Genomic DNA, 13732 nt, shown 5'->3' with positions numbered 1-13732 from the left:
GTAAAAATCATGAAACAAAAATGCCGGGAACGGATGGATCACCGATCCCGTTGTGTAAGCGCAGGGAGGCGGATGAAACGCGCGCCGATACGCCGGTTCCATCCTTGCCGCACACCTCGTATCGAAAGGGCAGCCATCATGGAAATCAGGAATTTCAGGGATATGTTCCTTGCGGAATTGCAGGAACTCGTTGACGTCGAGGGTCAATTGACCGATGCGTTGCTGCGCATGGCGGGGGCCGCATCGCATCCTGCATTGAAGCGTGCATTGGTTCATCATCGCGCCGAAACGGAGACTCAAAGGGAACGGCTGTTGACCATCCTGGGAAAACATGGCGCCAGTCCCACGGCGCATATCGACCAGGCTATGCAGGCGCTCATCGTCGAGACCAAGAAGATGCTCACCATGTTGAAGGTGGACGATCTGCGCGATGCGGGCCTGATCGCGTCCGCCCAGAAGATCGAACATTACGAGATTGCCGCCTACGGCACCGCCGCAGCCCTTGCTGGCCAGCTGGATCTGCGCGACGAGCAGAAAATGTTGCACCTCAGCCTCGAGGAAGAGCGACGGTTCGACGTGCATCTGACCGAGCTCGCCAAGCGCGAGGTAAATCCGGACGCACTGGCGGCGTAGGGAAGCGCGACTGGGCGAACATCGCGATGGATTGAGGCGCGAAAAGCGCGGCACACATTGCTCGGCGTCCCCGCGAACGCGGGGACCCATAACCACGACTGCTCGTTGCCGGAATCCGCCGTGACTTCAGCTTCGCGCGACGATGACCATCGGTGGCTATGGGTCCCCGCGTTCGCGGGGACGACGTGTTGATAGATCTTCAGCAAATAACAACCAAACAAAAAGCCCGGTCTCTCGACCGGGCTTTTCATTTCAAAATCCAAGAGAAACCGCTTACGCCGCCTCGTCCGCGACGGCCGCGTCGTCACCGTCGGCGTCGGCATCATCGCCGTCACCCTCGGCTTCCGCGTTGCCTTCGGTCTTGGCGCCGCGGCGCGGGCTCTTGGCGAGCTGGCTCTCGATTTCCTTGACCGCTTCGGTCTCCGTCGAATGCTGGACGACGGCGATTTCGCGCGACAGCCGGTCGAGCGCGGCTTCATAGAGCTGGCGTTCGCTGTAGGACTGTTCGGGCTGCGATTCCGAGCGGTAGAGATCGCGCACCACTTCGGCGATCGCAACGATGTCGCCCGAATTGATCTTGGCTTCGTATTCCTGCGCCCGGCGCGACCACATCGTGCGCTTGACGCGCGCGCGGCCCTTGAGCGTTTCGAGCGCCTTCTTGACCAGCGCCGGTTCGGACAGCTTGCGCATGCCGACATTGGCGACCTTGGCGGTCGGCACCCGCAGCGTCATCTTGTCCTTCATGAAATTGATCACGAACAGCTCAAGCTTGGCGCCGGCGATCTCCTGCTCCTCGATCGCCAGGATCTGGCCGACCCCGTGAGCGGGATACACCACGAATTCATTGGTCTTGAAGCCCTGGCGCTGGGTGAGAACCTTCTTCGGCTCCTCCACGCGCGGGGCGGCGGCCTTCGGGGCCACCACGGCAGCCTTCGGAGCCACAACGGCGGCCTTGGGCGCCACGACGGCAGCGCGAGGGGCGGTCATCTTGGGGGCAGTCTTGGCAGCGACCTTCGAGGCAGTGGCCTTCGAACCCGTCGCTTTCGCGGCGGTTTTTGCAGTCTTATCTGGCATTGAGCTTCTTTTGTTTTTCGAGGACTTTGTGGCCGCAGCCTTCTTGGCTTCCTTTACGGACGCCTTGGCACGGCCTTTGGTTGCGCTGCGGCTGGCCGCGGCGGCTTTTTTCGAAGTCTTTGAAACACTCTTTTTACGCGTTTTCTGTGACACAGCCTGCGCGCGGAACTGCCACGCCCCTGTTCGATGTTTTTTACGGACCACCGGGAGGGCCAAAGTTACGCAAGGCCGTGTCCGGCTTGTAATGTGCCCAATATAGCACATTTTCCGCAAAAATCAATGATTTACGCCCTGTTTCGGACCTTTGCAGGGACCTTTCGGTCATAAGTCCGTCAACAAGGTTAAATCGGCAGGCAATGTATGGGTCTGATGGCCCCGAATTAGGTTCAGATCAGGCTTGAAGCGCATTTTCGCGGGGGAACGGCGATCCAGCGAATCAGTCTCCGGTACCGGGTTCCTTGGAAAAATATTTCTCGAACTTGCCTTCCACGCCCTCGAATTCTTTCGCGTCGGGTGGCTGGTCCTTCTTCTGGGTGATGTTGGGCCAGGTCTTGGCGTATTCGGTGTTGACCTCGAGCCACTTCTCGAGCCCGGGCTCGGTGTCCGGCTTGATGGCGTCGGCGGGACATTCGGGTTCGCAAACGCCGCAGTCGATGCACTCGTCGGGATGGATGACCAGCATGTTCTCGCCCTCGTAGAAGCAGTCCACGGGGCATACCTCAACGCAGTCGGTATATTTGCATTTGATGCAGGCATCAGTGACGACGTAAGTCATCCAGGACTCCGAAAGGGTGGCTCCGAAACGATCAACTTTTTCCGGGGTTTGCGTAGCGCATGAACTGCGCAGCCGCAAGGGAAGTGGCAAAGGAAGAGCAAGGCAGCAGCAGGCCGGCCGGAGCGCCTGAAAGCACGGCTTTTCAAGGGTCAGACAGGCTCGTCCGCAGATAGTCATTCCCTGCGGTTCTGCAAATCCTCGTAAGTTACGCGGGCGGCCGCGGCATCGCCCCGCCGCTCGGAAAATCCGGCCACTTTCAGCACCCGCACCGAATTGTCGAGCCCGACGGTGACGACATCGCCGAGCTTCACCGTATGCCCCGGCGCTTTCTCGCGCACGCCGTTGATGCGAACGTGGCCGGCTTCGACGAGGGCGGCAGCACTTGTGCGGGCCTTCACCACCCGCGCATGCCACAGCCATTTATCGAGACGCTGTCGCTCCAGAGATTACCGATCCTTGTTGCCGGCGAGCTGTTCCTTCAGCGCCGCCAGTTTGGCGAAGGGCGAATTGGGATCGATCGGACGGTCGCGCTCGCGCGGCGCGGCACTGGTGGCGTATTGCCGGTGCGACGGGCCGCTATCGCGCTTGTCGCGGCCGCCCTTGTCACGCCCGCCGAAATCGCGGCCGCCTTTGTCGCGCCCGCCGCCCTTGTTGCGGTCGCCCTTGTTGCGATCGCCGCCGAATTTCTCCGGACGGCCACCACCGCCAGCCTTGTCGCGGCGGTTGTCATCGCGGCCCTTGCCTTCGAAGCGCTCGCGCGGCGGACGGCTGTCGGGACGCGCCTCCTGCGCCGGTGCGCCCTCGGCCGTTGGCGCGGCAGTGGCATCGACGGGCGCGCCCTCGCGGGGTTTGCGGAATTCGTTGTGGCGGCGGCCGCGGCGATGGCGCTGCTCGCGGCCTGCAGCAGCCTCGCCGCCTTCGCCCGCGGCCGCGGGCGCAGCCCCATCGGCGCTGCGTTCCTGCGGACGGCCGTGATGACGCTGGCGGTTGCGGTCGTGGTGCGGACGGCGCTCTTCCGAACGGCCACCGGGACGCCAGACCTCCACCAGCTCGGGCACGGCAGGCGTATCGGGCGTGGCTTCGGCAGCGGCTTCGGCCGGGGCGGCGTCGCCGGCGACGGTCTCGGTCGTTGCTTCCGCAGCAGCGGTTTCTTGAGGCGCCATTTCTTCAGGCGCAGTTGCCGCTTCGGGCGCTACTGCAACCGGCGTGTCCGCGACCGGTGTTTCCACGGCCGGCGTTTCGGCCGGCGCAGGCTCTGCGGCGGCTTCGACTACAGGGGCTGCTTCCACCGCGGGCTCTTCCGCCGGGGGCGGCGCGAGCGTGACTTCGGGCAGCAAGGCGGCCGACGGCGCGGGATCGCCGGAGACCGGCTGCGCCACCGTCTCGTTGGCGATTTCAGCGGTTTCAGCCGCGCCCTCCACCGGCGTGTCCGCAGCAGCGTCAGTTGGCGCCGCCTCAGCTATGGACGGCGTCTCGACGGCGCCCTCCGCCACCACTTCTGCAACATCAGGCGCTCCTGCAACCACCGGCTCGGTCGCCGCTACCGGCTTCGGCGGCAGCGGGGCGCGCTTTTCCATGCGGTAGCCGAGCGCGCGCAGGATCGAGGCGAAATCTTCGCCCGCCGAACCGGTCAGCGAGGTCATCGCCTGCGTCACCACAAAGCCGCGGCCATCGAACGCGCCGGCGGGCTTGGCTCCCGGCGAACTCTCGCGCCACGCCAGAGCGGGACGAATGAGATCGGCGAGACGCTCCAAAATATCGACGCGCACCGCGCGCTCGCCGGCCTGGCGATAGCCGAGCACGCGATAGGCATCGCGCGGCAGCGCCTTGTCGACCGGGAACGACGTGCGGCCGCTGCTCGCCAGATGCTGCGCATTCGACAGGACAGACATGTCGACATTGTCCTGCTTCTCGGCCCACAGCAGCGACGCCAGCGAGCGCGCCGCGGGTTTTAGCAGGCCGGGGAAATAGATGTGATAGGCGCCGAAGCGCACGCCATACTTGCGAAGCGTCGCGCGCGAGGGCTGGTCGAGATCCTTCATCTCGGCGGTGATTTTTGCGCGCTCCAGCACGCCGAGCGCCTCGATCAATTGGAACGCGATGCCGCGCGCGATGCCGGTGATGTCCTCGGCTTTCGCAAGGCCGAACAGCGGGCCCAGCAGCTTTTCGATATGCGTCTTCAGCCACAGATCGAGCCGCGTCTGCACGGCTTCGCGTGCCGCGCCATTGAGCCGATCGTCGGCGATGATGCGCAGGCGCGGATGCAGCGCGTCGTCAGCTGCGACCAGCTTCGCCACCGCATCGCCGGTCCAGCGGATGGTGCCGTCGGACGTCAGCACGAACTGATCGTCCGGGGCAGCGCTGAGCTTTTCGGCGCGTGCGTCGATCTCGCCGGCCAGCACCTGCTGTGCTGCCGCCTGCAACGCCTTGGCGTCGGAGCCAGCCTCTGCTGCATCTGGTGCGAAGGTGAATCCGTCGAGGCGGCCGATCACATGGCCTTCAACGATCACTTCGCCGGTCTTGCCAATTTCCGTATTCAAAACACTGTTCTCCCGCAGGCGGCGCATCAATACACTGGTACGGCGGTCAACGAAACGCTCCGTTAGCCGTTCATGCAGCGCATCGGACAATTTATTTTCAACCTCGCGCGTGATCCCCTGCCAGTGGTCGGGGTCACCCAGCCAGTCCGGCCGGTTGGCGACGAAGGTCCAGGTGCGGATTTGCGCGATCCGGCCCGACAGCGTGTCGATATCGCCAGTGACGCGGTCGGCCTGGTCGACCTGGGCGCCGAACCATGCGTCTGGAATCCGGCCCCTTTTCATCAGGAACCCGTAGAGCGTGGTCACGAGTTCGGCATGGGCGGCGGGCGCCAGGCGGCGGTAATCCGGGATCTGGCAGGCGTCCCACAGCCGTTCCACGGCAGCCGGCCCGTGGGCCATCTCCCGCACATCGCCGTCGCGTGCCGCATGATCGAGCACGCGCAGATCCTCGGCAATCGGCGCCCGGGTCAGCACTTCATGCTGCGGCGACAGCGCCAGCGAGACCTGCAGGCTGCCGAGCGAGGCGAAATCCAGCTTGGAATTGCGCCATTGCAGCATTTTGACGCTGTCGAAGGTGTGGTTCTGCAGCGCGTTCACCAGTTCCGGCTCGAACGGCGCGCAGCGGCCGGTGGTGCCAAAGGTGCCGTTGCGCGTGGCGCGGCCGGCGCGGCCCGCAATCTGTGCGAACTCCGACGGATTGAGGCGGCGGAACTGGTAGCCGTCGTATTTGCGGTCCGAGGCAAACGCGACATGATCGACGTCGAGGTTCAACCCCATGCCGACGGCGTCGGTGGCGACGAGATAATCGACGTCGCCGTTCTGGAACATCTCGACCTGCGCATTTCGTGTGCGCGGCGAGAGCGAGCCGAGCACCACGGCCGCACCGCCATGCTGGCGGCGGATCAACTCGGCGATGGCGTAGACTTCATCGGCCGAGAACGCGACGATCGCGGTCCTTCGCGGTTGGCGCGTGATCTTGCGGTCGCCGGCGAATTCGAGCTGCGACAATCTGGGGCGTGTGACGATCGACGCGCCCGGCAGCAGCCGCTCGATGATGGGCCGCATGGTCGCAGCCCCCAGCAGCAATGTCTCGTCGCGGCCGCGGCGGTGCAGGATGCGATCGGTGAAGACATGCCCGCGTTCGAGGTCCGCCGCGATCTGGACTTCATCGACCGCAAGGAACGACACGTCGATATCCCTGGGCATCGCTTCCACGGTCGACACCCAGTAGCGCGGGTTCTTCGGCTTGATCTTCTCCTCACCGGTGATCAGCGCGACGGCTTCCGTGCCGGCGCGCGCGGCGATCTTGTTGTAGACCTCGCGCGCCAGCAGCCGCAGCGGCAGGCCGATGATCCCGGACGAATGCCCCAGCATCCGCTCGATCGCCAGATGCGTCTTGCCGGTGTTGGTCGGCCCCAGCACCGCGGTGACGCCGGCGCCGGGAGCCCGTTCATGGCCGAACGTGGACGAATAGGAGAAAGCCATATTTTGCAGGTGTTTCTTGCTTATCGGGCAACGCCGCGCGGTTTGAATTGTGTGTCAGTTTGCGACGGTGATGCGGTCGCGGCTTAAGCTCTGGAACGAGTCTAGAACGAATCGCGCCCGAATCGCTGACTCTTACTGAAACTGGCTTCGTTCACCGCAACATCCAGCGTTAGTGTTCGTGATGCGGCACTAGATCAAGTTTGCCTGGGCTCCACAAGGCGGGGTTATTGGGCGAATTCCCTTAAAATTGAACGGGGCCGGAGTCGAATCAGAAGCGGTGAAGAGTCAATGGGATTCATGGGCTCCAATCCCTCCCCGTCATCCCCGCGCAACGGCTGCGCCGTTGTCGCTGGAGGTGCGAGCCTTGCGGTGCACTTGCACCGCTGGGCGAGCCTCGAAGGATGCACGGCCCGGGCTGTCGCCCTTCGAGGGCCGTGCTGCGCACGGCCACCTCAGGGTGACGGTCAAACAGCTGCGAAAATCCCTACTGCGTCTTCGCCACCTTTGGCGGCGCGGCGGTGGTGACAAAACTTGTGGCTTCCAGCATCGCGGGCCCGAAAGGCGTCGGGATGGTCATGCGGAACGGAACCAGGATGCGGGTGCCGGCGATCGGCACGAAGGCGATCTCGATGTTGCGCTGGCTGGCGAGGTGTTTGATCACGGGGCGATCGGGGATATAGCCCGCGACCGGCGTGAAATAGACCGCGCAGACCACCGCGGGCCCATGATAGCCGCGCTCGGCCCTCACATTCTCCATGCGCTTGTAGTCGAGCTTGAGGTCGTAGCGTAAGCGCCCATCGAAGATGCCGGTGCCGGTGCGGCAGGCCTCCGGCGACAGCGGATCGCCCGTGCCGGGCACGCGGATCATCGAGCCCGTCATCGGATCGAGCACGTTTTTGCGATGCGCTTCCGTCACGACGATGCGGTCGGCATCCACCGGCGGCTCCGGCTCGATCGAAAAATCCTTCACCCCGCCATTGGCGATCACCAGCCGCACGGTCTCGGATTTTTTCGAGCTCGTGGTGGTCGCGGTATAGGAATTGGCGACCAGCGCGCCGCCCACGACGCGGCCCTGCGAAGCCCCGGACCCCTTGCCGCCGGAGAACGCCTGCAGCAGCCCGGTGGAACCGCCCTGCGCGGAGGCCGAGAACTGGTCGTCGCCGATTTCGATGGTCCAGGTGCCCTTGCCGACGGGAATCCCCGCCAGCGTGGCTTCATAATGAGCATCGAGCCGGCCCTGCGCGGAGGCCCGCTGCGGCGCCAGCCACAGCACTGCGGCGGCCGCAAGACTGCCCAGCAGGCCGAACTGATGCGAAATGGCGCGTGTGGTCACGTAACTGACGGTCCTGCTGGCGCGAGCTCTTGTTTATCTAATCAAAAATATCCGGCAAACAACGCGTGGCGCCCTCGCGGTGGCTCAATCCGCAGGGAATAGGAGATGTCGGCGGGGATTGCGCCCTTTATATGGTCCTTAAAGCGTTGATATCCTTAAAGCCTTGATAGCTATAATACCTGGGAACCGCAGCCAAAGCGGCTTTGGCCCGGCTCCGGCGGGCGCGCAAAATCTCAGCCGAAACGGCGCAAAACCTTGACGCAATGGGCCTTGCGCCCTATACGTCCGCGGTTCCTGGAAATGGACATGATTTTGGACCCCCGCGCGGCGCCATGATGCGCTTGCTGGTTGCGGGGATGGAAGAGGATTTTTGCGATGTCTCGGCGCTGCGAACTGACGGCCAAGGGCCCGCTGGTGGGTCACAAGGTGAGCCACTCGAACATCAAGACCAAGCGCCGGTTTCTGCCGAACCTGGTCAACGTCACCTTCATCTCGGACGCGCTCGGCCGCAACGTGCGCCTGCGCGTCTCGACCAATGCGCTCAAGAGCGTCGACCACAATGGCGGCCTCGACGGCTATCTCTTGAAAGCCAAGGCCGACGTGCTGTCGCCCCGCGCGCTGGATCTCAAGCGCGCGATCCAGAAGAAGGTCGGCAAGCCGGTGTACGAGAAGAAGGCGAGCTGAGGGTTAGCTCCGCTTCATTGGCGGTGAGAGAGTTTTGAACGGCTGGGTCGAAAGACCCGGCCGTTTTTGTTTGTGGAGTGTTGCCGGAAATCAAAACTGTGTTGTAGCGACTTTCATCCTCAAAACCGGAAAGGCCACTCTCATGTCGACGGTAACTTCGTTTGACGACGCCATCAAGAATGCGGGCGGCGAAGATGGTTGCTCCCTGCTGCTGGGAAATGGCTTTTCAGCAAAGTATTTTAGTTACCGTTCGTTGCTTGAAAAGGCCGATATGAAAGCAGACGACCCAATTCGTCGACTTTTTGATCAGCTCAAAACGGTGGATTTTGAGCGCGTGGTCAATGCGCTTGAGGGGGCGTCTGAAGTCGAGACGGCCTACGGAAACAAAGAACACGCAGAGCAGCTCAACACCGACGCTCAACGCCTGCGCGAAGCGTTGGTCCATGCCATTCGCGGAACTCATCCAGCTCATCGAGACGACATCGAAGACATGATTCCTAGTTGTGTGACGTTCCTGTCTCATTTCAAGAAAGTATTTACGCTCAACTACGACCTCCTTCTAAATTGGGTGAGTCTTGCTGATACAGCAAATCTTACCGACGGGTTCGGTTTGGGTGAACGGCGAGGTGGATTTCAAGGACCCTTCGCCCTGAACGCATATTGCAAGGTCTTTAACCTCCACGGCGGGTTACACCTCTTTCGAAACGGCGAGGACGTCGAAAAGAGGCTGGCTGGCACCACGGGTGTGATTGATGCGATTGCGCAGACGATCACCGCAGGGAGACGGTTTCCTATTTACGTTGCGGAAGGTACTTCGCCCGCTAAGCTGGCGCGCATTAAGTCAAACAACTACCTTAGCCACTGTTATGAAAAACTTGGCGCAAGCGCGGGGTCCTTCTTTGTACTCGGCCACTCAGCCGACCCGAATGACGCGCACATATATCACGCAATATTTAGATCAAAGATAAAGCATTTATACTTCTGCATCTACCAACCCGATGCGGACAAGCTCAAAACCATTAGCGGCGAACTTGCGCGCTACAAAGAACGGGCTGGTTCAAAAATTGATTACACCTTCGTTGATTCAGAATCGGCACACGTCTGGGATCGAAAGCTCGCCGGCGCCGGCCGATGGCGTTAAGGGACAACGACATCAGGCACCTCTCGATCATGCCGAAACTAATGGCATCCTGTTGCATCGACCATAAGTAAGCACGATTTCAACGACTCTGGCCCTCTCCAGTACGGCTACGACAACACCAAACCGCGATCAAGAAGATCGTCGATATAGGCTTCGCGCGAAACTACAGGGTTGGCCTGGGCGGCCAGAATGAGTGCTTCGACAACTTGTCGTGCCAACGAACGCGCCAGAACCCGTTCCCTGGTCGAGATCGACTGCATGTTCCGGCCATGCAAATAAGCGCTTCGGATGTTGAAAAGCGCCTCATACTCGTCCGCAAAACGACGATCTCCCAAGAGACCTGCCACGCGGCTTCGCATCCGTTTGGTAGCGCCCATGCCTTTATTTCGATCAGGAGTGACACGAGCCTTCGGATTATAGTCAGCATGCAAACCGAGCGCGGCTTCGATCGTCGTGATGTGTGCGAGCATCTCATCGACTCCCTCACTCAAGAAAGCTCGGACAAAGAAATGAGCAACGGGCGTCTCGAAAAGTGGAGACCGCCGGATGAGACTGACTATGTCCCAACGCGATTGATCCCACACTAGAAGCTCAGACTGCGCGTCGTTGCTAAGCGGCAAGCCCACAGGACGCAAGACTTCGACCGTGCTTGCGCCATCCTGATAAATGCGCTCTTCCCAACTGAGGCTGTCTGGAGAGGGTGGAGATTTAGGCCCGACGAACAAATCGTCATCGATCGTATAGACCCAAGGAATACGGAAGCCCCGCCAATCTACTTCGTGGAATTCAGCCCAATTATCCCAGGGAGCTAACAGCAAAAAGAAGAGCGCATCTTCAATGGCGGCAGGAAAATGCCCCTTGTGTGGTTCAATCCGACCGAGATCCTCACTGAGATTGGTGAAAAGTAACGGAACCGCTCGCGCTTCCGGATTACGGTCAATATGCACCCGCTCCTCGACAACGAGCCAATGAAACTCAGAGAAGCGTTCGGCATCAAATTCCGCGGACGGAAACGCGCGTCGGAGCCGCGGGGCATCGATCACCGATAAGAGTTCCGACGCGGTGAACCGACCAACGCGCGCCGGCCCGAAAGTAATCGATGGCAATTCGTCCGCCATATCTAACGGCGCAAGATGGACACGCCGTGTGTGCGTAGCGCGCAATGCCGAATCTAGGCGTTGTACAGCCTCCAAAACTGGAAGGGATAACGTCGCCGCATCTGCCGGGAGAGTCCACGGCAACCCAAGCGATCTCAGTGCCGTCGAGAGCGCGAAACTGGGTCCACTCTTGCCCGTATTCTGGTAGCCATACCGACAAGCTTCGCGAACACGAACGAACGCTGGTTCTCGCAGTAAATTTTCGGGTGCAGGTGGCTGCAGCTGCCAGAGACCAGCCATGGCTTCGCGAAGCTCGGCGCTCGGTCCCGCATCGGTATTAATCATCCGGTTATACGGAGCTTACGCAACAACTTCGCCAAGACCTGTTCGTAGTTTTCCGGCCTGGTGAAGTCTGCGTAAAGCTTCCCCTTGAGAAATTCAGGAAGCTCGCACTTCTCGTAAAGCAGAGGCAAGACAACGACCTGACCCCTGGCGATTTCGCGATTCATCGCAACATCTAACTCCTTCTTAACCCAAGGCGCATCAATCGATTTCGTCGACAATACGGCCGCAATGTATCGGCTAAGCTTTAATCCTTCTTCGATTTTGGAAATTAGTGAGTCGCCGATCTCGATCTCGGCTTCATCGATCCAGACACGAGACACGCCCCGCGCCAGCAAATCGTCCCGAAGGCGCCGCACGAAGGGCTTGTCCGCACCAGTGTGGCTCAAGAATATCCCGTGATATCTCTCCTGCGAGGAATCGGCTTTATCCAGCGCCAAGCTGTCCCGCACGAGCTGATTTTCCGCCTCGGGAGACGTTGGCGGCGTTACGAGCCAACCAACTGTCGTGCCCAGAGCCACGCGCCCCCCGACGCTGTATCCCTCCGGCGTCGAGGCGATAGATGTGTAGCCCTCGACCTCATCACCCAAGCATAATGTCCAGCCCGCACGCGATAGGACTTCGTAATAACGCGTGAACGGACTATCTGTGTCGACAGTGCCCATGCGTCGGCCCTTCTTCACTAGTAGATTCGCGCGCGTGACTAGCGCGGCAACCTTTGGTGCGGCATAACCGAGATAGGTCTCGCGATAGCCGTAAAAATTCACCCGCTTCGGTTCAGACAGGCACCAAACAACAGTCGTGCCGGCAGCTAAAGCCGCCTCCATCTCTTTCTGCCGATCGGCGGCCAAGAAGGCTGAATCAATATCATAGTCGTCATTCTGACGCTTCAATTTGCCAAGTTCACCTTGATCGTCCGAAAACTCTCCGGGTGTTCCGAACAAGAAATGGCTGTAACTCTGCGGATTGATAATTATGGAGTCATATTCATAAAGCGGAAATGCTGAACGCTTGCGATCGACGCCAGGCTGGCAAAGCCCCAGATTTTCGATCTCGACGCCATCAAGGCTTTCACCCTTGTAGGTTATACCGACCGTCAGCATTCTTTTCATTTTGGTCCATCCACTGAATTTGATCCATCATAGCTGTTATCACGCTCAAGTTTTGAACTAAAATGAATCAGCTAGAGGTGATATACTGAGATTCGGTGCCCAGCTGAACCGTCCGGAAAGCGGATGCACCCTCGCCTCCCCCGCTAAGCTTCCAGCTGTACGAGGAACGGGGCACCCTCATGGAATCCAGAAACATCGTCATCTGCTGCGACGGCACCGGCAACGAGATTTCCGAGAACATCTCGAATGTGCTGAAGCTCTATCGCTGCCTGCGCAAGACCGAGAAGACCGAGCCGCGGCAGCTGGTGTTTTACGATCCCGGGGTCGGCACGCTGGCGCGGCCGGACACGTGGCAGCGGTTCAAGCAGAATTTCAACGCCATCCTCGGCCTCGCCACCGGCTATGGGCTCGATGACAATGTGCTCGCTGCCTATGGCTTCCTGGTGCAGAACTGGCGCGAGGGCGACCAGATCTATCTGTTCGGCTTTTCCCGCGGCGCCTACACCGTGCGGGTGCTGGCGGGGCTGATCCACAAGATCGGCCTGATCACGGAACAGCAGGCCAATCTCGCCGGCTCGGGCTGATCGCCTACAAGCAGTTCTCCAGCGACGAGGCGCCGAAGCTGCGCGCCAAGTTCAGGGGGATCCTTGATGCCGGCGCCGCGGAAGAGGCGCTGCCGCCCTCTCCGTTCGACAACGCCGCGCAGTTCGCGCGCATCACGTCCGCGCGCTGGCCCACCATCCGCTTCGTCGGCGTCTGGGATACGGTGGCGAGCGTGATCGTGCCGCGGCCCGACCGGTTCTATTGGCCGAGCCTGGAAGAACTGGCCTGGACGCTGCAGAACCCGAGCGTGCAGATTTTCCGGCAGGCGATCTCGATCGACGAGCGGCGCGCCATGTTCCGGCTGAAGAAGTGGGACACGCCGCAGACCTACAAGCCGGTCCGCTTCAACGACATCAAGAACGCGCCGCAGGATATTTCGCAGGTGTGGTTCGCCGGCGTGCATGCCGACATCGGCGGCGGCTATCCGGAAAAGCAATCAGGCGTCTCGAAGTATCCGCTGCTCTGGATGATCGAGGAGGCCGAAAAAACCGGCCTCAAATTCAACCACGCCAATGTCAACCAGCTCGCCTGGGGGATTCCGCGCAAGAACAGCCCGTTCAGCTATGTCGCGCCGGATGTGCGCGGCGAGGTGCATGATTCGCTTGTCGGCGCGTGGTGGATTTTGGAATTATTGCCGAAGCGCGCGAAGTACAGGGAATGGCCGGAACGGCAGGTGCATTTTGGACTTTACATTCCGGCCGCGGAGCCGCGGCTGATTCCGGAAGGCGCCGTGGTGCACGAGTCGGTCGTGAAGCGGATGGCGGAGGTCGGGAATTATCGCCCAGTGAACCTGCCCGAGAGGTACGAGACATGGCCGATGCCGGTGAAGGCGGAGGCGGCGGAGATGACGGAGGTGTGAGGCTCTTGCTTACCCTCCCCTGGAGGGGGAGGGTCGACGCGAAGCGGCGGGGTG

At 61.0% G+C, this 13732-nt stretch carries 10 protein-coding genes and 1 pseudogene; 4 read left to right on the top strand and 7 right to left on the bottom strand.

Features of this window, described 5'->3' with window-relative positions:
* The first annotated feature begins 72 nt into the window (after positions 1 to 72).
* Positions 73 to 633, top strand: a complete 561-nt coding sequence (locus tag ACSQ84_RS22290) for a ferritin-like domain-containing protein (RefSeq protein WP_436213857.1) — start codon at positions 73 to 75, stop codon at positions 631 to 633.
* Between the two features lie 273 nt (positions 634 to 906).
* Here the strand turns inward: ACSQ84_RS22290 and ACSQ84_RS22285 are convergent, their stop codons facing one another.
* From ACSQ84_RS22285 to ACSQ84_RS22265, 5 genes are all read right to left on the bottom strand, one after another.
* Entirely contained in the window at positions 907 to 1707 is an 801-nt protein-coding gene (locus ACSQ84_RS22285; RefSeq protein WP_436213856.1) for a CarD family transcriptional regulator, read from the bottom strand.
* A 436-nt stretch (positions 1708 to 2143) separates the two neighbouring features.
* Entirely contained in the window at positions 2144 to 2482 is a 339-nt protein-coding gene (fdxA, locus tag ACSQ84_RS22280) for a ferredoxin FdxA (RefSeq protein ID WP_436213855.1), read from the bottom strand.
* 173 nt (positions 2483 to 2655) lie between these two features.
* The gene (locus ACSQ84_RS22275; protein WP_436214087.1) at positions 2656 to 2925 is read right to left on the bottom strand and encodes an RNA-binding S4 domain-containing protein; all 270 of its coding nucleotides are present in this window, start codon (positions 2923 to 2925) and stop codon (positions 2656 to 2658) included.
* Positions 2926 to 2928: 3 nt separating this feature from the next.
* On the bottom strand, positions 2929 to 6507 hold the full coding sequence (locus tag ACSQ84_RS22270; protein WP_436213854.1) for a helicase-related protein: 3579 nt from the start codon (positions 6505 to 6507) through the stop codon (positions 2929 to 2931).
* Positions 6508 to 6991: 484 nt separating this feature from the next.
* Positions 6992 to 7840 (bottom strand): DUF3108 domain-containing protein, encoded by an 849-nt coding sequence (locus tag ACSQ84_RS22265; RefSeq protein WP_436213853.1) that lies wholly within the window; start codon positions 7838 to 7840, stop codon positions 6992 to 6994.
* 375 nt (positions 7841 to 8215) lie between these two features.
* On the opposite strand from ACSQ84_RS22265, the gene rpmB reads away from it, so the two are divergent.
* Positions 8216 to 8524, top strand: a complete 309-nt coding sequence (rpmB, locus tag ACSQ84_RS22260) for a 50S ribosomal protein L28 (protein ID WP_436213852.1) — start codon at positions 8216 to 8218, stop codon at positions 8522 to 8524.
* 34 nt (positions 8525 to 8558) lie between these two features.
* Positions 8559 to 9665 (top strand): DUF4917 family protein, encoded by a 1107-nt coding sequence (locus ACSQ84_RS22255; protein WP_436213851.1) that lies wholly within the window; start codon positions 8559 to 8561, stop codon positions 9663 to 9665.
* 107 nt (positions 9666 to 9772) lie between these two features.
* On the opposite strand, the gene ACSQ84_RS22250 is transcribed toward ACSQ84_RS22255, so the two are convergent.
* Positions 9773 to 10783, bottom strand: coding sequence for a hypothetical protein (locus tag ACSQ84_RS22250; RefSeq protein WP_436213850.1), 1011 nt, complete (start codon positions 10781 to 10783; stop codon positions 9773 to 9775).
* Between the two features lie 320 nt (positions 10784 to 11103).
* A complete protein-coding gene (locus ACSQ84_RS22245; RefSeq protein WP_436213849.1) occupies positions 11104 to 12216 on the bottom strand; it encodes a toll/interleukin-1 receptor domain-containing protein in 1113 nt (370 codons plus the stop codon).
* Positions 12217 to 12395: 179 nt separating this feature from the next.
* On the opposite strand from ACSQ84_RS22245, the pseudogene ACSQ84_RS22240 reads away from it, so the two are divergent.
* A pseudogene (locus tag ACSQ84_RS22240) lies at positions 12396 to 13678 on the top strand (DUF2235 domain-containing protein).
* Positions 13679 to 13732 lie beyond the last annotated feature (54 nt).

The sequence above is a fragment of the Bradyrhizobium sp. LjRoot220 genome (genome assembly GCF_964252915.1).
Taxonomy (GTDB): Bacteria; Pseudomonadota; Alphaproteobacteria; order Rhizobiales; family Xanthobacteraceae; genus Bradyrhizobium.
The sequence above is the reverse complement of the archived record's forward strand: the minus strand, read 5'-3'. Positions and strand labels throughout refer to the sequence as shown.